The organism is Pseudomonas sp. P4_C4 (assembly GCF_056402055.1).
Genome location: NZ_JBFUID010000034.1, coordinates 1 through 22,190 on the forward strand (window position 1 = coordinate 1; position 22,190 = coordinate 22,190).

Genomic DNA, 22,190 nt, shown 5'->3' on the forward strand with positions numbered 1-22,190 from the left:
GGCAGCTCCTACAAGCGCAAAAAAAAGCGTCCACTACGGACGCTTTTTTTATGACTGCGATTCAATTACTTCAGGGTCACGGTGCCTTTCATCATCGAGATGTGGCCCGGGAACGAGCAGAAGAAACCATACTTTTCAGCGGCATCCAGCTTGGACACATCGAAGGTCACCGAGTCTGTCTCGCCAGCGCCGATGATCTTGGTGTGGGCGATCACGCGGGCGTCGCCTTCCTTCAGGTAGTTCTTGTCGATACCGGCGCTCAGGCCGTCGGTGGCGATCGGCTGCATGTCGGCTTCTTTACTCAGCACCCAGTTATGGCCCATGACGTTCTTCGGCAAGCTGCCGGAGTGCTTGAGTTCCACGGTAAACGTCTTGCAGCTCTTGTCGATTTCAATGGCCTTGGTGCTAAAGGACATTTGATCGGTGGAGTCAATGGTGGTCTTGCACTCGGCAGCCATCAATTGGCTGCTGGCCAGTGTCAACAGGGATACCGCAACAAGTTTGGCAAACATGGTGAATCTCCAAGGCAGGGTTAACGAAATCGCGAATGAACAGAAGACTGCCTGAAAACTTCGCAAGTTCATATGACTTGAATCAAAAATTGTATACAACTTTCGGGCTATGACGCCGATGCAAATTATCTACCGGCCAAGTGTCTGGCCCGGGCCTATCATCAGGCCGTCCCCCTTCAAATGGAATGTCTGTCATGTCGATCAACAGCCTGTTGTGCAGTTTGCTGGCCGCCTACGCCTGCGGTGCCAGCGGTACGTACGAAACCCCGGAACACCAAGTCTAGCCCTTGGAGTGGCGTGCGCCTGCCTTTACTCTGTGGCCCTGATCGACCAAGGAGCAAGGCATGTCTTTAACATCCGTTTGTGTATTTTGTGGTGCCAGCACCGGCACCAACCCGGCTTACCGCGAAGCAGCCGTGGCCCTTGGCCGGGCGTTGGCCGAGCGCAAGCTGACTCTGGTGTATGGCGGTGGCGCCGTGGGCCTGATGGGCATCGTCGCCGATGCCGCGCTGGCGGCCGGCGGTGAAGTGATCGGCATCATCCCGCAAAGCCTCAAGGACAAGGAAATCGGCCACAGCGGCCTGACTCGTCTGGAAGTCGTCGATGGCATGCACGCGCGCAAGGCGCGGATGGCCGAGCTCAGCGATGCCTTTATCGCGCTGCCCGGTGGCCTTGGCACCCTCGAAGAACTGTTCGAAGTCTGGACCTGGGGCCAGCTCGGCTACCACGGCAAACCGCTGGGTTTGCTGGAAGTGAACGGTTTCTACAGCAAATTGACGTCTTTTCTCGATCATATCGTCGGCGAAGGCTTCGTTCGCGGGCAGCACCGTGACATGCTGCAAGTGAGCGAATCGCCGCAAACCCTGATCGATGCTCTGGATGCCTGGCAACCGTCCATAGCGCCAAAATGGGCCGAGCAAAAACCCAGCTAACGGCTTGGCACCGATACAGGGCAGAATATGCGCCGCTCAACCTCACCTTCGACCCCAGAGGATCGCCCATGGCCAAACCTAATTATTCCTTCGCCAAACGTCAAAGAGACTTGGCCAAGGAGCAGAAGAAAGAGGAAAAGCTTCAGCGCAAGAAAGCTACAGCTGAAGAAGAAGCAGCCGCACTGAACCCGGAAGCAGAAGGTGAAGTGGCCGCAGAAAGTGATGTTGAAGCACCGAAAGATCAGGCGCCCGACGCCTGAGACCCTCAGGGCCCGATGATCTGATCAGGCCCACCGGATCTGTGTCCAGGGTTGGCAGCTTTGCTGCCGATCCTCTGTAGGAGCGAGCTTGCTCGCGATGGTCGTTAACGATAACGCTGCAAGTCTGACACCCCGGCGCTCTCGGGTTCTTCGCGAGCAAGCTCGCTCCTACAGGGGACCTGCGTTAATCCAGTGGCATCACTGTGACGCGCACTTCCGGATCGTGGTTCCCTCCTCCCAGAATCACCCCCCGCAATGGCGACACATCAGAAAAATCCCGGCCCCAGGCCAGGGTGATGTGCTCCAGCGCCGGTTGCACATTGTTGGTCGGATCGAAATCCACCCACCCCAGCACCGGGCAAAACACCGAGACCCAGGCGTGGGACGCATCAGCACCGATTAGCCGTGGCTGACCCGGCGGTGGCTGGGTCAGCAGGTAGCCGCTGATGTACCGCGCCGCCAATCCACGGGACCGTACGCAAGCGAGCATCAGGTGGGCAAAGTCCTGGCAGACCCCGCGTCGGCGCTCCAGCACCTCCACCAGCGGCGTCGCCACCTGGGTCGCTTCGGCATCGAAGGTGAACTCGCTGAAGATTTTCTCCATCAGCGCCTGCACGCCGAGCAACAACGCTCGACCGGGCGGAAAACAGCTTTGCGAAAACTCGACGAAGTTTTTCTTCAAATGCACATACGGCGATTCAAACCGGTATCGGCAGGCTTCGAGTAGCTCGGGCGACAGCGGTTGGCTGCTGTAGGTCAGCGCGCTTCGGGTCTGTTCCCACGCTGGTGACCGATTGAAGTCCAACGCAGGTCGGGGCAGCACTTCAATGGTCAGGCTGGCGTTGACCAGCAATTCATCGTGGGGACGCTCGAACGCCAGCCGGGTCAGCGGATTGCCGAATACATCCAGTTCATCGCGACGCGAGGTCGGCTGCGGACTGATCTGCAATTGCCGGTCGGTGCAGCGCTGCCAGGCACAAGGCCGCGGCCACAAATGCGCCAATTGCTGGGCCAGGGACACCGGGCTGTCATAGTGATAATGGGTGTCGTGGAAAATCTGGTAGTGGGCGCTCATCAGACGGACACCGTGCGCTGGCTGACATCGTCGACATGGGCGAAATGCCGCAGCGCCAGGCGATCGGAAACCTGCCCGCCGGCGTCGGCGATCTCTTGCAGCAGCGCGGCCAGCCCTTCGATGGCGGCGCGAACACTCGCGTCGCCGAACAGCGGGTTTTCCAGGCAGCCCAGATCGAATCGCGCCAGACGCTCGACCAATTGCGGCAGCGCCGTTTCGCGCGGCACGCCAAAGTCGTCGTTGAGGCGCTTGAGGGTGCGGGTCACCAGTTTCAACTGGAACAACACGGCGTGAGGGTTCTGCTCGTCGAGCAACAACAGGTCGAGCACCGGGATCATCTGTGCCACCGCCAGGTATCGAGAACGATAGGTGATACTGCTGTTGCCCAGTTCCAGCAACCACTCCAGGCCGGCCTGATCGAAAGCCCCGGCGCCCCGCAGGAACGCCGCCAGGCTGCCGCTGAGAAACTGCAGACGCTCGAGCCGCCGGCCAATCATCAGGAAACGCCAGCCTTCGTCCCGGGTCATGTCGTCCAGGGCAAAGCCGGACAGTGCCGCCAGGGACATCACCAGACGGTTGAGGAAATCCAGCAACTCGCCGAAATCCGGCTCTTCGGTTTCCAGCTCCATGGCTTCACGCTGCAACTCCACCAGTGCCTGCCAGTTTTCCCGCGAGAGTTTGCCGCGCACCTGTGAAGCAGCCCACTGCAAGCGTTGCAGGTTGGAGCGCAGGCTGAACGGCCAGTCATCGCCGAGCAGCGCCGCCAACAGGCGCTCCGGCAATTCGCCCTCATCGGGTAACAACATCAGCCGTTCACCGAGATCCACCGCAGCCTGCAGGGCTTGCGGGTCGTCGCCGTCGACATAGCGCGCCAGCATGATGCGCAGCAAACGGGCGCTGTCGTCGCAACGCTCGCAGTAACGGCCAAACCAGAACAGGTTTTCTACCACCCGCGACGGCAGGTATGGATCGCGCCGCACCAGGTCATGCACGCCGATATTGCGCTGGGCCTTCCATTGTTCGCCGCTGGGCGCACGATCGCCCAGCACCCAGGTGTCTTTACTGGCGCCGCCGCGCTGCATCGACACCACTTCGGCATCGGCTTGCGCGGCGACCCGGGTCAAGCCACCGGGCAGCACCCGGTAGCCCTCGCGGCTGGCCACCGCATACACGCGCATGCCGATGGCACGGGGCTGCAGTTGACCGTCTTCAGCTTGCCAGATCGGCGCCTGGGACAATTGCGCGAGTTCTTGTGCCACATAAGCGTAAGGCCGTGCCTGCATGCGCTCGGCGAGTTCCTGGCGCTGTTTTTCACCCAAATCACGGCCAAATACCGGTGCAAAGCTTTGGGACGGAAACGCCGGTTTGATCAGCAGCTCCGGCAGTTTTTCCAGGGCCTGGGCCAATACCGACGCTTCGCCGCACCACCAAGTGGCGATGGACGGCAGGATCAGCTCTTCGCCGAACAGGAATTGATTGATCTTCGGCAGAAACCCCAACAACCCCGGCGATTCCAGCACACCACTGCCGAGGGCGTTGGCCACCAGCACCCGCCCCTGCCGCACTGCTTCCAGCAGGCCCGGCACGCCGAGGGCTGAGTCGGTTCGCAGCTCCAGCGGGTCGCAGAAATCATCGTCGAGCCGGCGCATGATCGCGTGAACCCGGCGCAGACCACTCAGGGTCTTCAGGTAGACCGTCGCATCGCGCACTGTGAGGTCGCCGCCCTCCACCAGTGGGTAGCCGAGCTGGCGAGCGAGGTACAGATGTTCAAAATAGCTTTCGTTGAAACGCCCTGGCGTCAGCAGCACCACCAACGGTGCGTCCCCGTCGTTCGGGGCCTGACGAGCGAGGGTTTCCTGCAAGGTGCGAAAGAACCCGGCCAGGTGCTGCACTTTCAGATCGCGGTACAGCTCGGGAAAGGCCCGGGACACAATCGTGCGGTTTTCCAGCGCATACCCGGCTCCCGAAGGCGCCTGGGTACGATCCGCCGTCACCCACCAGCGGCCATCGGGTGTGCGCGCCAGATCCACGGCATACAGATGCAGAAAGGCTCCGTCAGGCGGGCTGATGCCCTGACAGGGCCAAAGGAAGTTGTTGTGACCGAACACCAGCTCGGCGGGCAAAAGACCTTCGGCAATCAGCCGTTGCGGACCGTAAAGGTCAGCAAGCACGGCATTGAGCAACCTGGCCCGTTGCGCGATGCCGGCCGCAAGGTGCTCCCACTCCTCGGCGGCAATGACATGGGGCAGCAGGTCCAGTTCCCATGGTCGGTCAGCGCCTTTGGGATCGGCATAAACGTTATAGGTAACGCCGTTCTCCTGGATTTGCCGGGTCAGCAGGGCCTGACGCTGCACCAGTTGCGCCGGCGTGCTGCGTTGCAACTGCTCGAACAACCGGCGCCAGTGCGGGCGCACGGCGCCACTGTCGTCGAGCAGTTCGTGATAGGTGCCCGCCGTCAGCGGGTAGCGGTCTAGCAGGTCAGGCATGGAAAGCTCGGCAGACAGCAATGAACGGTCAGACTAACGCAGGCTCGTGACGCCCGGATATACGTAAAATCCGAGCGTCGCGTACGGTTTAGAAACGTCGCAAATCGAGCGTCATCGGCAGCTCGTCGCTGATTTCCAGATTGGGTATAGGAAGTTTCCCTGGCGTGTGTCCGATGCGGAAGAAGCGCGCCATTCGCCGGCTCTCCGCTTCATTGGCGTTCACCGGCAAGCTGTCGTAATTGCGCCCGCCCGGGTGGGCGACGTGGTACTGGCAGCCGCCCAACGAACGCTGCATCCAGGTATCGAGCAAGTCGAACACCAGGGGCGCGTGGACCGGGATGGTCGGTTGCAGGCAGTTGGCCGGTTGCCAGGCACGAAATCTCACGCCAGCAACGAATTCGCCTACACGCCCGGTGGGTTGCAATGGCACGGGCACGCCGTTGCAGGTCAGCAGATAACGCTGGGGCGGCAAGCCGCTGAGCTTGACCTGCAAACGCTCCAGCGACGAATCCACGTAACGCACCGTACCGCCCATGGCGCCCTCTTCGCCCAGCACGTGCCAGGGCTCGAGCGCCTGGCGCAACTCCAGCGCAATGCCACTGACGGCGTAGTCGCCAACCTTGGGAAAACGGAACTCCAGATGCGCGGCGAACCATTCGGCCCACACCGGATAACCGGCGGCGTTGAGGTCGACGATGACATCGGCGAAGTCTTGCTCGATAAAGTGCGGCAACAGGAAGCGATCGTGCAGCTCCGTACCCCAGCGCGCCAGTTTCGGCGGCGCATAGGGCTCGCGCCAGAACCGCGCGACCAGCGCCCGCAGCAACAATTGTTGCGCCAGGCTCATGCGCGCATGGGGCGGCATCTCGAATGCACGCAGCTCCAACAATCCGAGGCGCCCGGTGGCACCATCCGGCGAATAGAGTTTGTCGATGCAGAACTCGGCGCGATGAGTGTTGCCCGTCACATCGATCAGCAGATTGCGCAGCAGTCGATCCACCAGCCATGGCGGACATTCCTCACCCGCTTCAGGCATTTGTGCGAAAGCAATTTCCAGTTCGTACAAGGCATCGTTGCGGGCTTCATCGACGCGGGGTGCCTGGGACGTCGGGCCGATGAACAATCCGGAAAACAGGTAGGACAGCGACGGATGGTTGTGCCAGTAGCTGATCAGGCTGCGCAGCAGATCCGGGCGACGCAGAAACGGCGAGTCCCCCGGGGTCGCGCCACCCAGCACGAAATGGTTACCGCCGCCCGTGCCGGTATGCCGGCCGTCGATCATGAATTTCTCGGTGGTCAGTCGGGTCTGGCGCGCTTCTTCGTAGAGAAATTCGGTGCGCTCGACCAATTCATCCCAGGTCGCGGACGGCTGCACATTGACCTCGATCACCCCCGGATCCGGGGTGATGCGAAAGTTGCTCAGGCGTGGATCGCTCGGCGGCTCGTAGCCCTCAAGCAACACCGGGCACAGCAACTCTTCGGCGGTGGCTTCGATGGCAGCGACCAGTTCGAGGTAATCCTCGACCCGCTCCAGCGGCGGCATGAACAGGTACAACCGGCCTTCCCGCGCTTCGGCGCAGAAGGCAGTACGGGTCAGCCAGTCGGCGGATTCGTCGAGCTTCGGCGCGCGCTCTTGTACCTCGGCAGCTTCGCTTTGGCTTTGCAGTTGCGCAGTGTCGGGTAGCGGCGGGAAGTCTTGATTCGGGTCTTGCGGATGAATGAACGGATATTCCGCCGCTTTCACCCAAGGCTGCGACCCCAGCGGCAAGCGATAACCCAGCGGCGAGTCCCCCGGCACCAGGCGGCAGTGCTCGTCGCGCAGATACCAGCGCCCGCTCTGCCACTGGTCGCCCTTGGCGGTGCGCGCCAGCGGCAGGACCTGGCCGATGACCTTGTCCAGCCCCTGGCTGAATACTTTGCGCAGGCGTGCCCGTTCCAGGGGTTCTTCCAGACGCGAGTCTTCGGCGCTGACGTTTTGCGGCAACAGCCCTTCGCGCCAGAGGTAATAAAAATTGTCTTCGTAGGCTGGGAACACAAAGCGTGTCGGAATCTTCAGGCGTTCGGCGACACTCGCCAAAAATCGCCCGGCAAGTGCGCCATCCGCGCCGTAGTCTTCCTGCTCGTCGGCGATCAGCGCGATGTTGTGCCAGATCGGCACGCCGTCACGGCGCCAGTAGCAATTGAGCGACCAGCGCGGCAGTTGCTCGCCGGGGTACCACTTGCCCTGCCCGAAATGCACCAGCCCCTGGGGCGCGTAATGCTTGCGCATGCGCCGGAACAGTTCAGCGGACAACCGCCGCTTATCCGGCCCCAGTGCCGCGGTATTCCACTCGGCACCGTCCGGATCATCGATGGACACAAAGGTCGGCTCGCCACCCATGGTCAGGCGCACATCGCCTTCCAGCAAGTCGGCATCGATCTGACGGCCCAGGGCCTGGATCGCCAGCCACTGTTCGTCGCTGTAGGGCTTGGTGACCCGCGGCGCTTCCCAAATCCGCTCCACGGACATTTCGTGGCTGAATTCGCACTCGCAGGGTTCCACCAAGCCACTGATCGGCGCCGCAGAGGACGGATCGGGACTACAGGCCAACGGAATATGCCCTTCACCGGCAAACAGCCCGGAAGTCGCATCCAGGCCGATCCAGCCGGCGCCGGGCAAATACACCTCGCACCAGGCGTGCAGGTCGGTGAAATCCACTTCGGTGCCGGAGGGACCGTCGAGACTTTTGACGTCGGCGGTCAGCTGGATCAGGTAACCCGACACGAAACGCGCCGCCAGCCCCAGGTTGCGCAGCAGTTGCACCAGCAACCAAGCGGAGTCGCGGCACGAACCGGAGGCCTGGTCGAGGGTGTGCTCAGGTGTTTGTACACCGGGCTCCATGCGGATCAGGTAGTCGATGTCTTCGCTCAGGCGCTGGTTGAGTGCGACGAGAAAATCCACGGCGGGCAACGGTGTGCGGTCGATGCCGTCCAGATAGGCCTTGAACTTCGGCGTCAGGGGCAAGGTTTCCAGGTACGGCGCCAGTTCCTTGCGCTCATCGGCGGCATAGGCGAAGGGGATCTTTTCCGCATAGGGCTCGAGAAAGAAGTCGAACGGATTGAAGATCGCCATTTCTGCCAGCAGATCGACCTCGATTCGCAATTCCTCGGTTTTCTCCGGGAACACCAGCCGCGCCAGATAATTGCCCTGAGGGTCCTGCTGCCAGTTGATGAAGTGCTGTTCGGGGGAGACTTTCAGCGCATAAGACAGAATCCGCGTGCGGCTGTGAGCGGCGGGACGCAGACGAACGATCTGCGGGCCGAGCTCGACAGCGCGGTCATAGCGGTAATGCGTGACGTGGTGCAATGCGACATGAATCGACACGGCGTGCCTCCTGCGAGCCTTGAACGTATAGGAAAGCGCGCAAGACTTATGCCATCCAGCAGCGCTGGCGCTTTCTCCGGTTACTGGAGGCAGTACAGCACCAAAATCGGGCGATGCGGGAAATTGGTTAGATGCAGTCGCACGTATTTGTGGCGTTGCGCGGCAGATTCGCCACCACCACTGACCTCATCGCGAGCAAGCTCGCTCCCACAGGTATTTGCTGTGAACACACAACTGAGGCACAACCCCGGCCATTGTGGGAGCGAGCTTGCTCGCGATGAGGCCGGTAGCTCCAACACTGCTTTCAGCCCAGTACGCTAATTTTCCGCGGCTCAGAAATGCAAAACGCCAACCCGAAGGTTGGCGTTCTGTTGAGTTCAAGCGAGGTTTAGCGCGGCACGACAGGCTTACGCGTCGGCTTGGGGCCTTTGCCCTTGGCCGCGTCCTTGCGTTCCTTGGCCGCTTGCTGGTTGCGGGCGAACGCCGCAGCCTTGGCCTGTTCACGCTTGTCCCACGGGTTGCCGCCATCGCTGGCACGTGGTGGCAGGCCGGTATGCTGGGTCAGGATCTTGGTGGTCTTTTCCCCTGCAACCTTGTGGCTGCCGGCCGGCGTCGAGTTCTTGCGACGGGCGCTCTGGTAGCTGTCGGTCGACGGCTGGTGCAAAGGAATCAGCTGGTTCTTGCCCGGCCCGATCAGGTCGGCGCGGCCCATGCGGGTCAGGGCCTCACGCAGCATCGGCCAGCCTTTCGGGTCGTGATAACGCAAGAACGCCTTGTGCAGACGACGCTGCTCTTCGCTCTTGACGATGGTCACCGCGTCACTCTTGTAGGTGACCTTGCGCAGTGGGTTCTTGCCCGAGTGGTACATCGCGGTGGCGGTGGCCATCGGCGACGGGTAGAACGCCTGCACCTGGTCGGCACGGAAGCCGTTGCCCTTGAGCCACAGGGCCAGGTTCATCATGTCTTCGTCGGTGGTGCCCGGGTGCGCCGCGATGAAGTACGGAATCAGGTACTGCTCTTTGCCCGCTTCCTTGGAGTACTTCTCGAACATGCGCTTGAACTTGTCATAGCTGCCGATGCCCGGTTTCATCATCTGGTTGAGCGGACCTTCCTCGGTATGTTCCGGGGCGATCTTCAGGTAGCCACCGACGTGGTGAGTCACCAGCTCCTTGACGTATTCCGGCGACTCGACCGCGAGGTCGTAGCGCAGGCCGGATGCAATCAGGATCTTCTTCACACCCGGCAATTCACGGGCACTGCGGTACAGCTGGATCAGCGCCGAGTGGTCGGTGTTCAGGTTCGGGCAGATGCCGGGGAACACGCAGGATGGCTTGCGGCACGCGGATTCGATTTCCGGGCTCTTGCAGGCAATGCGGTACATGTTCGCGGTCGGGCCGCCAAGGTCGGAGATCACGCCAGTAAAACCGGGAACCTTGTCACGAATTTCTTCGATTTCACGAATGATCGATTCATGGGAACGGTTCTGGATGATCCGGCCTTCGTGCTCGGTGATCGAGCAGAAGGTGCAGCCGCCGAAGCAGCCACGCATGATGTTCACCGAGAAGCGGATCATGTCGTAGGCAGGAATTTTTTCCTTGCCATACGCCGGGTGCGGAACACGGGCGTAAGGCATGCCGAACACGTAGTCCATTTCTTCGGTAGTCATCGGAATCGGTGGCGGGTTGAACCAGACGTCCACTTCGCCATGCTTCTGCACCAGCGCACGGGCGTTGCCCGGGTTGGTTTCCAGGTGCAGCACGCGGTTGGCGTGAGCGTAGAGCACCGCATCGTTGCGGACTTTTTCCACCGACGGCAGACGGATCACGGTCTTGTCGCGGGTCATGCGCGGGCTGGCCAGGATCTGCACGACCTTGGCTTCCTGCGGATCTTCAACCGGACCCTTTTCCTGCTCGATGGCGCAGGCCTGGGTGTCCTGGGTGTTCACGTACGGGTTGATGATCTTGTCGATCTTGCCCGGACGGTCGATGCGCGTTGAGTCGACTTCGTACCAGCCTTGTGGCGTGTCACGACGGATGAACGCGGTGCCGCGCACGTCGGTGATGTCTTCGATCTTGTGACCGTAGGACAGACGCTGGGCGACCTCGACGATGGCCCGCTCGGCGTTGCCGTAAAGCAGGATGTCGGCGCTGGCGTCGATCAGGATCGAGTTGCGCACACGGTCCTGCCAGTAGTCGTAGTGGGCGATGCGGCGCAGGGACGCTTCGATGCCGCCGAGCACGATCGGCACGTGCTTGTAGGCTTCCTTGCAGCGCTGGCTGTAAACCAGGCTGGCGCGGTCAGGACGCTTGCCTGCCAGGCCACCCGGCGTGTAGGCGTCGTCGGAACGGATTTTCTTGTCCGCGGTGTAGCGGTTGATCATCGAGTCCATGTTGCCGGCCGCGACACCGAAGAACAGGTTCGGCTCACCGAGCTTCATGAAGTCGTCTTTGGACTGCCAGTTCGGCTGGGCAATGATCCCGACGCGGAAACCCTGGGACTCCAGCAACCGGCCGATGATCGCCATGCCGAACGACGGGTGATCGACGTAGGCATCACCGGTGACGATGATGATGTCGCAGGAATCCCAGCCAAGCTGATCCATCTCCTCCCTGCTCATGGGCAGGAATGGCGCTGGCCCGAAACATTCGGCCCAGTACTTGGGATAGTCAAATAACGGCTTGGCTGCTTGCATGTCGATAACCGGTGTTGGCTTTCATTGAATTTCGCGGGCGCGGAATATAGCACAAATTTTGACCAATTCCGACGGCTATGGTCGGAAATTGGTGTGCCGAATAACTTACTCGTCGTCGAAGTTGTAACTACCCGGCGCCAGGTTTTCGAAGCGGGTGTACTTGCCGATGAACGCCAGACGCGACGTACCGATCGGGCCGTTACGCTGTTTACCGATGATGATTTCAGCGATGCCTTTATGCTCGGTTTCCGGGTGATACACCTCATCCCGGTACACGAACATAATCACGTCAGCATCCTGCTCGATCGCTCCGGATTCCCGCAAGTCGGAGTTGATCGGGCGTTTGTTCGGTCGCTGCTCCAGGGAGCGGTTGAGCTGGGACAATGCCACTACCGGGCAGTTGAATTCCTTGGCCAGTGCCTTCAAGGAACGGGAGATCTCGGAAATCTCGTTGGTCCGATTGTCGCCGCCTGAACCTGGAATCTGCATCAATTGCAGGTAGTCGATCATGATCAGGCCGACATCGCCATGCTCACGGACCAGACGTCGGGTTCGGGCGCGCATTTCCGACGGGCTGATGCCGGCGGTATCGTCGATGAACAGCTTGCGGTCATTGAGCAGGTTGACCGCCGAGGTCAGACGCGGCCAATCATCGTCCTCCAGCTGACCGGAACGAACCTTGGTCTGGTCGATCCGCCCCAGGGACGACAACATACGCATGATCAGCGACTCGCCTGGCATCTCGAGCGAGTAAACCAGTACGCACTTGTCGCTGCGCAACACGGCGTTTTCCACCAGGTTCATCGCAAAGGTGGTTTTACCCATGGACGGACGGCCGGCAACGATGATCAAGTCGGCAGGTTGCAGGCCGCTGGTTTTCTCGTCGAGGTCAGTGTAGCCAGTAGAAAGCCCGGTGATAGCGTTGTCAGTATTGAACAAGGTGTCGATGCGGTCGATGGCCTTGGTCAGGAGGTCGTTGACACCTACCGGGCCGCCGGTTTTTGGCCGGGCCTCGGCGATCTGGAAGATCTGCCGTTCGGCTTCGTCGAGAATCTCTTCAGCCGTACGACCTTCCGGATTGAAGGCGCTGTCGGCAATCTCCGTGGCTATGCCGATCAACTGCCGCAAGGTAGCCCGTGCGCGAACAATCTGTGCATAGGCCTTGATGTTGGCGACGGACGGGGTGTTTTTCGCCAGTTCGCCCAAGTAACCGAGACCGCCGACCTGTGAAGTCTGACCTTCCTTGTCCAGTTGTTCGGACAGGGTCACGACGTCGATCGGCATGTTCTGATCGGCCAGCTTGGCGATCGCGCGGAAGATCAGACGGTGGTCATGTCGATAGAAATCGCCGTCGGAGACTTGATCGAGCACACGCTCCCAGGCGTTGTTGTCCAGCATCAGACCACCGAGTACAGCCTGTTCGGCTTCGATGGAATGCGGCGGCACTTTCAGCGCGGCGGTTTGCAGATCGTATTGCTCAGGAGCGGAGATATCGTTCATGGCCACTTGATTCTTGGTGATAAAAAGCAGGGGTTTCAGAAAGACAAAGGGCACGACCTGTAAACAGGATCGTGCCCGATGTTACCGGCAAGCACCCGAGGGTGCCAGCCGACAAGTGCTGCTTAAGCTGCTACCACGACAACGCGTACGGTGGCTTCAACTTCGGCGTGCAGGTGCACGGCTACGTCGAATTCGCCTACGTTGCGGATGGTGCCGTTCGGCAGACGAACTTCGCTCTTCTGCACTTCAACGCCGGAGGCGGTCAGTGCGTCAGCGATGTCGTGAGTACCGATCGAACCGAACAGCTTGCCTTCGTCGCCAGCGGTGGCAGTGATGGTCACTTCCAGCTCGGCCAGTTGGGCAGCGCGGCTTTCAGCCGACGATTTACGATCTGCTGCAGCTTTTTCCAGCTCAGCGCGACGCTCTTCGAACGCAGCCAGGTTGGCTGGGGTCGCAGCGGTAGCTTTGCCGTAAGGCAGCAGGTAGTTACGACCGTAACCAGCCTTAACGTTCACTTTGTCACCCAGGTTGCCCAGGTTGGTGACTTTTTCCAGAAGGATCAGTTGCATGTGAAAATCCTCTTAACTTTTAACCTTCACCGTTCGCGTTATCGGCATCTTTCGGTGCCGAACGACCGCGAAAATCAATCAGGCTGTCGACGATGGCCAAGACCACCAGCAACGGATAGATCAGTTGCATGAACAGCAACAGCGTCACGTACAACCCCACCAGCCAGAACCTGGCCAGTCGCTTCTGCGCCACCAGCCCGTGAATCAGGGCCAGCCCGGCGAACACCAGCGGTACGCTGCACAACGGCGTCAACATGGCCATCTGCGGACCGATGTTCGGCCCCAGAAGCATGCACGCCAGCAGCAACATCGCCGGCAACAGCGGGAAGCGGATGGCGCGAAACTCGCGACCAAAACCGCCCGGGTTGTACAACAACGCCTGCCAGTAACGCCCGACAAGCAGGCTCAGCAAGCTGACGATTTGCAACAACGCCGCAATCAGGCCGGTCAGGACCGGTGCAATCAGGGACGCGAAACGCGCTTGTTCGTCTACCGACAACTTCTGGTAGACATCGCCGAGTAGCGACGGCATGACTTTGATCAAAGCCTGCGCCAGCATCTCGATCTGGGGAGCAAAAGCTGTCCCCAACACCACTGAAAACACCACTCCCATCGCTATGCTGACCAGCAGCACGCGGTTCCAGGACTCGCTTGCGCGCAAAACCAACGCAAGGCTCGCAGACCCCAGCAGCACCAGAAGTACCCGTGGGTCGTCGGAGTAAAGCCACCAGGCCAATGCCGGCAGCAGTCCCAGAGCAAGAACGCCCAGGGCGTCCCTCAATCCGCGCCGCAGGAGCACAAGGCATCCGGCGGCAGCACCCAACCAATACAACAACGGCATCGCCGCGCATCCAGCCACTACGAGAGTGGCCTGCATACGGCCGCGCATGATGAACTCAGCTATGGCCCGCATGCATTCAATCCTTTGCTACGTGTCGACTGCCCGGTCTCAGCGGCCGTGGCTGTCGGTGTAGGCCAGCAGGGCCAGGAAGCGGGCGCGCTTGATAGCGGTGGCCAGCTGACGCTGATAACGAGCTTTGGTACCGGTGATGCGGCTTGGAACGATTTTGCCGGTCTCGGATACGTAGGCTTTCAGAGTGTTGAGATCTTTGTAATCGATCTCTTTCACGTCTTCAGCGGTGAAGCGGCAGAATTTACGACGACGGAAGAAACGTGCCATGTAATTGGCTCCTTAAAAGGTCCGTGGATTACTCGTCAGCGTTATCGCTGTTGTCGCTGTCATCACTATCAGCGCTTTCGGCGCCTTCGTGCTCAGGACGGTCGCGACGCTCACGGCGCTCACTGCGGTTTTCTTCAGCCTTGAGCATCTCGGACTGGCCGGTAACGGCTTCGTCGCGACGGATGACCAGGTTACGGATCACTGCATCGTTGTAGCGGAAGTTGTCTTCCAGCTCGGCCAGGGCCTTGCCAGTGCACTCAACGTTCAGCATCACGTAGTGAGCCTTGTGAACATTGTTGATTGCGTAGGCCAGTTGACGACGGCCCCAATCTTCCAGACGGTGGATTTTGCCGCCGTCTTCTTCGATCAGCTTGGTGTAACGCTCAACCATGCCGCCGACTTGCTCGCTTTGATCCGGGTGGACCAAAAAGATGATTTCGTAATGACGCATGAATGCTCCTTACGGGTTGTAGCCTGCCGCTCAAAAGCGGTCAGACAAGGAGTGAATGACACTTATGGACTTGCGGACGCTAGACACGTTGGTGCCTGCCATCACAGCAAGGGGCGCAATTGTAGAGAAGGGGCGAGGGAGGCGCAAGGTAATTGGTGATTAATTGAACAACCCCCGACACTAAAAGGTACTGTAGGAGCGAGCTTGCTCGCGAAGGTCGTCAACGATAACGCGGGGAAGCTGATACTCCGCGGTGATCTTGAGTCCTTCGCGAGCAAGCTCGCTCCTACAGTGGGTCGTGCGCTAATCAGGACTTCTTGGCAGCAGCCTTGGCTTTGACACTGCGCTGACGCTGCGCTTCGAACAGGCAAACGCCAGTCGCCACGGAAACGTTGAGACTGCTGACACTACCCGCCATCGGCAGATTCACCAGATAGTCGCAATGTTCGCGGGTCAGGCGACGCATGCCCTTGCCTTCGGCACCCATGATCAGGATGGTCGGGCCAGTGAGATCCTGGTCATAAAGACTGACTTCGGCCTCCCCCGCCGTACCGACAACCCACAAGCCGCGCTGCTGGAGCTTTTCCAGGGTGCGCGCCAGGTTGGTCACGGCAACCAGCGGAATCACTTCCGCCGCACCGCAGGCGATTTTTCGTACAACCGGAGTCAGGGTCGCCGACTTGTCCTTCGGCACGATCACTGCCAGCGCGCCCGCCGCATCGGCCGAACGCAGGCAGGCGCCGAGGTTGTGCGGATCGGTCACGCCGTCGAGCACCAGCAACAACGGCGCGCCGTCGGTGCGATCGAGCAACTCGTCGAGCATCGCCTCGCCCCAGACCTGGCTCGGACTCACGTCCGCGACCACACCCTGGTGCACGCCTTCAACCCAGGCATCCATTTCGCGGCGCTCGGCCTGACCGACCTGGACCCGGTTTTCGTTGGCCAGCTCGATCAGTGCCTGGACCCGAGGGTCATTGCGACCTTCGGCCAACCAGATCTGCTTCACGCGTTTCGGGTGGTGACGCAACAACGCTTCTACAGCATGTACGCCGTAGATCTTTTCCAACTGACTCATGGCTTGGCCTTAGGTTTACGCGCCCCGCCACTCTTGGCTGGAGCCGAGCCCGCTTTTGGCGGGCCTTTACGATGTTTGCTCGGTTTGGCTGGCTTGCCGCCGGCAGCCTTTTCAGGCGCCGACCGTCCGGTCTTTCCCGTAGACGCCGCTTTACCGCCGCTTTTCGCGCCGGCGAGCAACGCCTGCTTCATTTCACGGCTCTTGCGCACTTCAGCGTTTTTCGCCGCTGCATCGCTCGGGCGATAGGCCTCGACCGCCTTTTCCTTGGCAGGACGACGACCGGTTTTCGCCGGGGCCGGTTCTGCGACTGTTTTTGTAGAGAGGGCCGCAGGTGCTGCCGCTTCCGTGCCACGTTTTTTGCGGCCGATCGGTGCGCTGATGGTTTTTTCGGCCATCTCGAAGTCGATCTTGCGTTCGTCGAGGTCGACGCGCATGACCCGCACTTCCACGGTGTCGCCCAGGCGGAAGCTGCGACCGGTACGCTCACCGGCCAGGCGGTGATGCACAGGATCGAAGTGGTAATAATCGCCCGGCAGCGCGGTGACGTGCACCAGGCCTTCGACGTAGATATCGGTCAGTTCGACGAACAGACCAAAACCGGTCACGGCGGTGATCACACCCGGGAACGATTCGCCCACGCGGTCCTTCATGAACTCGCACTTGAGCCAGTTCACCACATCGCGGGTCGCTTCGTCGGCACGGCGCTCGCTCATCGAGCACTGCTCGCCGAGTTGCTCCAGGGCCGCCTCGTCGTACGGATAGATGCGCGCTTTCGGAATGGTCATCGCACCGGCACGGCGAACGTGCGGGGTGTTCTGCTTCGAATGGATCACGCTGCGAATCGCCCGGTGTGTGAGCAAGTCCGGGTAGCGGCGGATCGGCGAGGTGAAGTGGGTGTAAGCCTCATAATTCAGGCCGAAGTGGCCCTGGTTATCGGCGCTGTACACCGCCTGGCTCAACGAACGCAGCATGACGGTCTGGATCAGGTGGAAATCCGGACGATCCTTGATACCAGCCAGCAGTGCCTGGTAATCCTTCGGTGACGGGCCGTCCTTGCCTTTGTGCAGGGACAGGCCGAGCTCGCCAAGGAACGCGCGCAGTTTTTCCAGGCGCTCCGGCGGCGGGCCGTCGTGAACGCGGTACAACGCAGGGATTTCGTGTTTCTTCAGGAACTCGGCGGTGGCCACGTTGGCCGCCAGCATGCATTCCTCGATCAGCTTGTGCGCGTCATTGCGGATTGTCGGACGGATTTCGGCGATCTTGCGCTCGGAGCCGAAGATGATCCGGGTTTCCTGGGTTTCGAAATCGATCGCGCCACGCACATGGCGAGCCGCCAGCAACACCTTGTACAGCGAGTACAGCTGCTTGAGGTGCGGCACCACGTCGGTGTATTCGCCGCGCAGCTTGCGCGCCTCGGTCGCCTTCGGCGTTTCGAGCATGGCGCTGACCTTGTTGTAGGTCAGGCGCGCATGGGAGTGGATCACCGCTTCGTAGAAACAGTAGTCGGTCATTTCGCCGGATTTGGAGATGGTCATCTCGCAAACCATGGCCAGGCGGTCGACCTGCGGGTTCAGCGAGCACAAGCCGTTGGACAGCTGCTCAGGCAGCATCGGAATCACGCGCTCGGGGAAGTACACCGAGTTGCCGCGAACCTGCGCTTCGGCATCGAGTGCCGAACCGAGCTTCACGTAACTGGATACGTCGGCAATCGCCACGTACAACTTCCAGCCGCCCGAGAACAGGCGCAGCTTGCCCGGACGGGCTTCGCAATAGACCGCATCGTCGAAGTCGCGGGCATCTTCGCCGTCGATGGTGACGAACGGCAGATGACGCAAGTCGATGCGTTTCTCTTTGTCTTTCTCTTCGACTTCCGGCTTGAGCTTGCCGGCTTCCTTGAGCACGGCATCAGGCCAGACGTGAGGAATGTCGTAGGTACGCAGGGCGACATCGATTTCCATGCCCGGCGCCATGTAGTTGCCCACGACTTCAACCACGTCGCCTTGCGGCTGGAAGCGTGGCGTCGGCCAGTGAGTGATCTTCACTTCGACGAACTGACCGATCTGCGCGTTGGCGTTACGACCCGGCGTCACCAGCACTTCCTGCTGGATCTTCGGATTGTCGGCAACCACGAAACCGATGCCACCCTCTTCGAAATAGCGGCCGACGATGGTTTCGTGAGCGCGGGACACCACCTCGACGATCATGCCTTCGCGGCGACCACGACGGTCAAGGCCAGATACACGGGCCAGCGCACGGTCACCATCGAACACCAGGCGCATCTGCGCCGGGCTCATGAACAGATCGTCACTGCCGTCGTCCGGCACCAGGAAGCCGAAGCCATCACGGTGACCGCTGACGCGACCCAGGATCAGGTCGAGCTTGTCCACCGGCGCATAAGTGCCGCGACGGGTATAGATGAGTTGAGCATCGCGCTCCATGGCGCGCAGACGGCGGCGCAGGGCTTCGATCTGGTCTTCTGTAGTCAGACCAAACTCTTCGACCAGTTGCTCGCGGTTAGCAGGCGAACCTCGATCAGCAAGGTGCTGAAGGATCAGTTCACGGCTAGGAATAGGGTTTTCATATTTTTCCGCTTCACGAGCGGCCTCGGGATCGAGGGACTGCCAATCGGCCATTAGAGAGTTTTCACCTTGTCTATATGCGGGTTAGTTTGGCATAGGCGTAATGAAACGGGAAATTTCAGGCTAAGACGCCCCATCTAAAGCCCTGTATCGACACCACAAAGCTGTTTTGAAGACCGCTGGCGAAATTTTCCAGGTTTTTTTGATGTCGGGGGTTTACAGTTAAAAAGACGCTCCGTATAGTGCGCGCCATCGACGACGGAGACGTTGCCGATACTGCCCAGATGGTGAAATTGGTAGACACGCCAGCTTCAGGTGCTGGTGACCGCAAGGTCGTGGAAGTTCGAGTCTTCTTCTGGGCACCACTTTCGAGCTTGAGATTAGATGAATTTCAAGGCTCACACAAAAACCCGCGAAAGCGGGTTTTTGCATTCTGGGCCACTGGTTTATTAATTTTAAAATCAGGGGTTTACAGATCAAAGTGCTCTCCGTATAGTACGTCACATCAACAGCGGCAACGCTGAAGATGAATGCCCAGATGGTGAAATTGGTAGACACGCCAGCTTCAGGTGCTGGTGACCGCAAGGTCGTGGAAGTTCGAGTCTTCTTCTGGGCACCAATTCAAATTCAAGGTTACGGCCTTGAATTTCACAGAAACCCGCGAAAGCGGGTTTTTGCGTTTCTGGCCTTCCGAAAATGACCCGCCCCCGGTAGGAGCGAGCCTGCTCGCGATAAACTTCCAAACGACGCATTTATCCAGTTAGCACGCGTCATCGTTCACGCCCATCGCGAGCAGGCTCGCTCCTACAGGATTAACACGCCCCGCAAGGCGCATTTGAGAAACAATATCGTTTATCATTGTTGCAAGTTTTTGCAATGCGACAGTGAGGAACCCTGCGAATGATGTTTCGAAATACCCTGCGCCGCGGCTTGACCATTACCCTGCTAGGCCTGGCGCTCGCCACTCCCCTCACCCAAGCCGCCGATCCGGTTGCCCTGACCCTCTACAACGGTCAACACAAAGAAGTCGGCGACGCGGTCGCCAAAGCCTTCGAAGCCAAGACCGGGATCCACGTCAATGTGCGCAAAGGCAGCAGCAACCAGCTCGCCAGCCAGATCGTCGAAGAAGGCGATCGCTCTCCCGCCGACGTGATCTACACCGAAGAGTCGCCGCCACTGAACAAACTCGGCGAACAAGGCCTGCTGGCCAAGGCGGATGACGCCACGCTGGCCGTTCTACCCAAGGAATACGTCGCCGGCAATGGCACCTGGATTGGCGTGACTGCCCGGGTACGCGTTGTGGCCTACAACCCGAAACTGGTCGATGAAAAAGACCTGCCGAAGTCGGTGATGGAATTCTCCAATCCAAAATGGCAAGGCAAGGTCGGCTTCGTGCCCACCAGTGGTGCCTTTCAGGAACAGGCCGTTGCGATCATCAAAGTTCACGGCATGGATGCTGCCGAAGAATGGCTGACAGGGCTGCGCGCATTCGGCAAGACCTACAGTAACAACATGGTCGCGCTCAAAGCCGTGGAAAACGGCGAAGTCTCAACAGTATTGGTGAACAACTACTACTGGTTCGCCTTGCAGCGTGAAAAAGGCCAGCTCGATTCGAAACTGCATTACTTCACCGGCGGCGATGTCGGTGGACTGATCACCGTGTCCAGCGCTGCCATCCTGAAATCCAGCAAACATCCAAAAGAAGCCCAGCAATTGCTCGCCTATATGGCCAGCGAGGAAGGCCAGCGTGTGATCACCCAGACCACCGCCGAATATCCGCTGCACAAAGGCATGGAGTCTGATCGTGGGCTCAATCCGTTCAGCGAACTGGAAGCACCAAAAGTCACGCCTGCCGACCTCGGCAACGCCGAAGAAGCGCTGGACCTGGAACGTGACGTTGGCCTGAATTGATGGGTGCCTCACTGTCCGCGCATCACGCGTACGCACCACGGCGCAAGCGGCCGTCTATCTGGCTGATACTGCCCGTGTTGCTGTTGGTGGTGCTCAGCCTCCTGCCTCTGCTGTACGTCGGCCTGAAAACCTGGCAGGCAGGCTGGGCAGAAGCGCTGCATTTGCTATGGCGACCTTATGTGTTCGGCTTGCTGCGCAACACACTCGCATTGATGATTGGCGTCACCGCTGCTTGCGGAGTAATCGGCCTGTCGCTGGCCTGGTTGCTGGAGCGCAGTAATCTGCCGGGCCGACGATTGTGGGGCGTGATCCTCTGCTTGCCGTTCGCCGTTCCGGCATTTGTCAGCAGCTTCACCTGGGTTTCCCTCAGCGCTCATTTCGAGGGACTTGGCGGGGCCATCCTCGTGATGAGCCTGTCCAAATACCCGCTGATTTTCCTGCCCGTGGCGGCAACGCTGCGCAACCTTGACCCGTCCCTCGAAGAGTCCGCGCGCACACTGGGGCAGAATCGTTGGGGCGTATTTTTCAAGGTCACCCTGCCCCTGCTCTGGCCTTCGCTGCTGGCGGGTTCGTTGCTGATCGCCCTGCACATGCTGGTGGAATTCGGCGCGCTGTCGATCATTGGCCTGCAAACCTTCACCACCGCGATCTATCAGCAGTTCGAACTGGAGTTCAGCAACGCCAACGCGGCGATGCTCTCCGCCGTACTGCTGATGTTGTGCCTGGTGCTGCTGTGGCTGGAGCTGCGCGTACGCGGCAAGGGTCGACACGTGCGCACCGGCCAAGGTGCGGCGCGACGCGCGGAACAGGTTCAACTGGGCCCCTGGGCCGTGGCGGGACAGCTTTATTGCCTGCTGCTGGCAATCATTGGCAGCGGGATTCCGCTGGGCATGCTGGCCTACTGGTTGGCAGTGGGATCATCGGCAGCCTTTCCCGTGGCGGCAATCGGCGAAGCATTGCTGTCATCCCTCGCACTGTCGCTGGGCGGCGCTGCGCTGTGCCTGGTGCTGGCGGTGCCGGTCGGCCTGCTGGTCGTGCGCTACAAAGGTCAACTGGCGATCTGGGCCGAGCGCCTGCCGTATCTACTGCACGCCCTGCCGGGGCTGGTCATTGCCCTGACCCTGGTGTATTTCGCCCTGCACTACGTGCCGATGCTTTACCAGACGTCCGCCTTGCTGCTGATCGCCTATGCCCTGCTGTTTCTGCCACTGGCCCAGGCGCCGATCCGCACCGCCCTGAACAAGGCGGCACCACAACTTGAGGAGGCCGCTCGCACACTGGGGGCTTCGTCATTCAGTGCCTTCTGCCGAGTGACACTGCCGATTATTTTCCCGGCGCTGGGGGCGGCTTTTGCCCTGGTGTTCCTGGATGCGATGAAGGAGCTGACGGCGACCTTGCTGTTGAGTCCAACCGGGCTGAATACACTGGCAACGGAAGTCTGGGCACATACCGCGAATGTGGAGTTTGCGGCGGCGGCGCCTTATGCGGCGCTATTGATATTGGTGTCGGGGCTGCCGGTCTATTTGCTGACGACCCGGATGTATCTGAGTCGTTAAGACCGCCATCGCGAGCAAGTTCGCTCCCACAGGTTTCGATGGCGGACA

The 22,190-nt window shown here is 60.2% G+C and carries 16 protein-coding genes and 2 tRNA genes; 6 read left to right on the forward strand and 12 right to left on the reverse strand.

Annotated elements, in window-relative coordinates; all coding sequences use genetic code 11:
- Positions 1–65: 65 nt before the first annotated feature.
- A complete protein-coding gene (gene azu / locus AC1DXW_RS17950; protein ID WP_477753181.1) occupies positions 66–512 on the reverse strand; it encodes an azurin in 447 nt (148 codons plus the stop codon).
- A 344-nt stretch (positions 513–856) separates the two neighbouring features.
- On the opposite strand from azu, the gene AC1DXW_RS17955 reads away from it, so the two are divergent.
- Positions 857–1,444 carry an LOG family protein gene (locus AC1DXW_RS17955; protein WP_477753180.1) on the forward strand — a complete coding sequence of 196 codons (588 nt, stop codon included), beginning with the start codon at positions 857–859 and terminating at the stop codon, positions 1,442–1,444.
- A 68-nt stretch (positions 1,445–1,512) separates the two neighbouring features.
- On the forward strand, positions 1,513–1,704 hold the full coding sequence (locus AC1DXW_RS17960; RefSeq protein ID WP_110660080.1) for a hypothetical protein: 192 nt from the start codon (positions 1,513–1,515) through the stop codon (positions 1,702–1,704).
- A gap of 184 nt (positions 1,705–1,888) precedes the next feature.
- Here AC1DXW_RS17960 and AC1DXW_RS17965 read toward each other — a convergent pair whose 3' ends face one another.
- The 11 genes from AC1DXW_RS17965 to rnr form a co-directional block, all read right to left on the reverse strand.
- The gene (locus AC1DXW_RS17965) at positions 1,889–2,779 is read right to left on the reverse strand and encodes a transglutaminase family protein (protein ID WP_477753179.1); all 891 of its coding nucleotides are present in this window, start codon (positions 2,777–2,779) and stop codon (positions 1,889–1,891) included.
- Positions 2,779–5,265, reverse strand: coding sequence for a circularly permuted type 2 ATP-grasp protein (locus tag AC1DXW_RS17970; RefSeq protein ID WP_477753178.1), 2,487 nt, complete (start codon positions 5,263–5,265; stop codon positions 2,779–2,781). The genes AC1DXW_RS17965 and AC1DXW_RS17970 overlap by 1 nt, the downstream gene beginning before the upstream one ends.
- A gap of 88 nt (positions 5,266–5,353) precedes the next feature.
- Positions 5,354–8,629 carry a transglutaminase family protein gene (locus AC1DXW_RS17975; RefSeq protein WP_477753177.1) on the reverse strand — a complete coding sequence of 1,092 codons (3,276 nt, stop codon included), beginning with the start codon at positions 8,627–8,629 and terminating at the stop codon, positions 5,354–5,356.
- 388 nt (positions 8,630–9,017) lie between these two features.
- The gene (locus AC1DXW_RS17980) at positions 9,018–11,321 is read right to left on the reverse strand and encodes a YgiQ family radical SAM protein (protein WP_218430973.1); all 2,304 of its coding nucleotides are present in this window, start codon (positions 11,319–11,321) and stop codon (positions 9,018–9,020) included.
- 105 nt (positions 11,322–11,426) lie between these two features.
- The gene (gene dnaB, locus AC1DXW_RS17985) at positions 11,427–12,821 is read right to left on the reverse strand and encodes a replicative DNA helicase (protein ID WP_477753176.1); all 1,395 of its coding nucleotides are present in this window, start codon (positions 12,819–12,821) and stop codon (positions 11,427–11,429) included.
- A gap of 122 nt (positions 12,822–12,943) precedes the next feature.
- Positions 12,944–13,390: a 50S ribosomal protein L9 gene (rplI, locus tag AC1DXW_RS17990; protein WP_034149636.1), complete on the reverse strand. Its 447-nt coding sequence runs from the start codon at positions 13,388–13,390 to the stop codon at positions 12,944–12,946.
- A gap of 19 nt (positions 13,391–13,409) precedes the next feature.
- Positions 13,410–14,303, reverse strand: coding sequence for a hypothetical protein (locus tag AC1DXW_RS17995; protein WP_477753175.1), 894 nt, complete (start codon positions 14,301–14,303; stop codon positions 13,410–13,412).
- Positions 14,304–14,339: 36 nt separating this feature from the next.
- Positions 14,340–14,570 carry a 30S ribosomal protein S18 gene (gene rpsR, locus AC1DXW_RS18000; protein WP_002551829.1) on the reverse strand — a complete coding sequence of 77 codons (231 nt, stop codon included), beginning with the start codon at positions 14,568–14,570 and terminating at the stop codon, positions 14,340–14,342.
- A 28-nt stretch (positions 14,571–14,598) separates the two neighbouring features.
- Complete coding sequence (rpsF, locus tag AC1DXW_RS18005; RefSeq protein WP_008048087.1) at positions 14,599–15,021, reverse strand: 30S ribosomal protein S6; 423 nt, start codon at positions 15,019–15,021, stop codon at positions 14,599–14,601.
- Positions 15,022–15,328: 307 nt separating this feature from the next.
- Positions 15,329–16,096 carry a 23S rRNA (guanosine(2251)-2'-O)-methyltransferase RlmB gene (gene rlmB / locus AC1DXW_RS18010; protein WP_477753174.1) on the reverse strand — a complete coding sequence of 256 codons (768 nt, stop codon included), beginning with the start codon at positions 16,094–16,096 and terminating at the stop codon, positions 15,329–15,331.
- A complete protein-coding gene (rnr, locus tag AC1DXW_RS18015; RefSeq protein ID WP_477753173.1) occupies positions 16,093–18,729 on the reverse strand; it encodes a ribonuclease R in 2,637 nt (878 codons plus the stop codon). The genes rlmB and rnr overlap by 4 nt, the downstream gene beginning before the upstream one ends.
- 224 nt (positions 18,730–18,953) lie before the next feature.
- Between rnr and AC1DXW_RS18020 the strand changes: the two genes are divergently transcribed.
- The 4 genes from AC1DXW_RS18020 (at position 18,954) to AC1DXW_RS18035 (ending at position 22,142) form a co-directional block, all read left to right on the forward strand.
- Positions 18,954–19,040: transfer RNA gene (locus AC1DXW_RS18020), tRNA-Leu, on the forward strand.
- 167 nt (positions 19,041–19,207) lie between these two features.
- A tRNA-Leu gene (locus AC1DXW_RS18025) sits at positions 19,208–19,294 on the forward strand.
- 281 nt (positions 19,295–19,575) lie between these two features.
- The gene (locus tag AC1DXW_RS18030) at positions 19,576–20,586 is read left to right on the forward strand and encodes an extracellular solute-binding protein (protein WP_477753172.1); all 1,011 of its coding nucleotides are present in this window, start codon (positions 19,576–19,578) and stop codon (positions 20,584–20,586) included.
- The gene (locus AC1DXW_RS18035) at positions 20,586–22,142 is read left to right on the forward strand and encodes an ABC transporter permease (protein WP_477753171.1); all 1,557 of its coding nucleotides are present in this window, start codon (positions 20,586–20,588) and stop codon (positions 22,140–22,142) included. The genes AC1DXW_RS18030 and AC1DXW_RS18035 overlap by 1 nt, the downstream gene beginning before the upstream one ends.
- Positions 22,143–22,190: the final 48 nt, after the last annotated feature.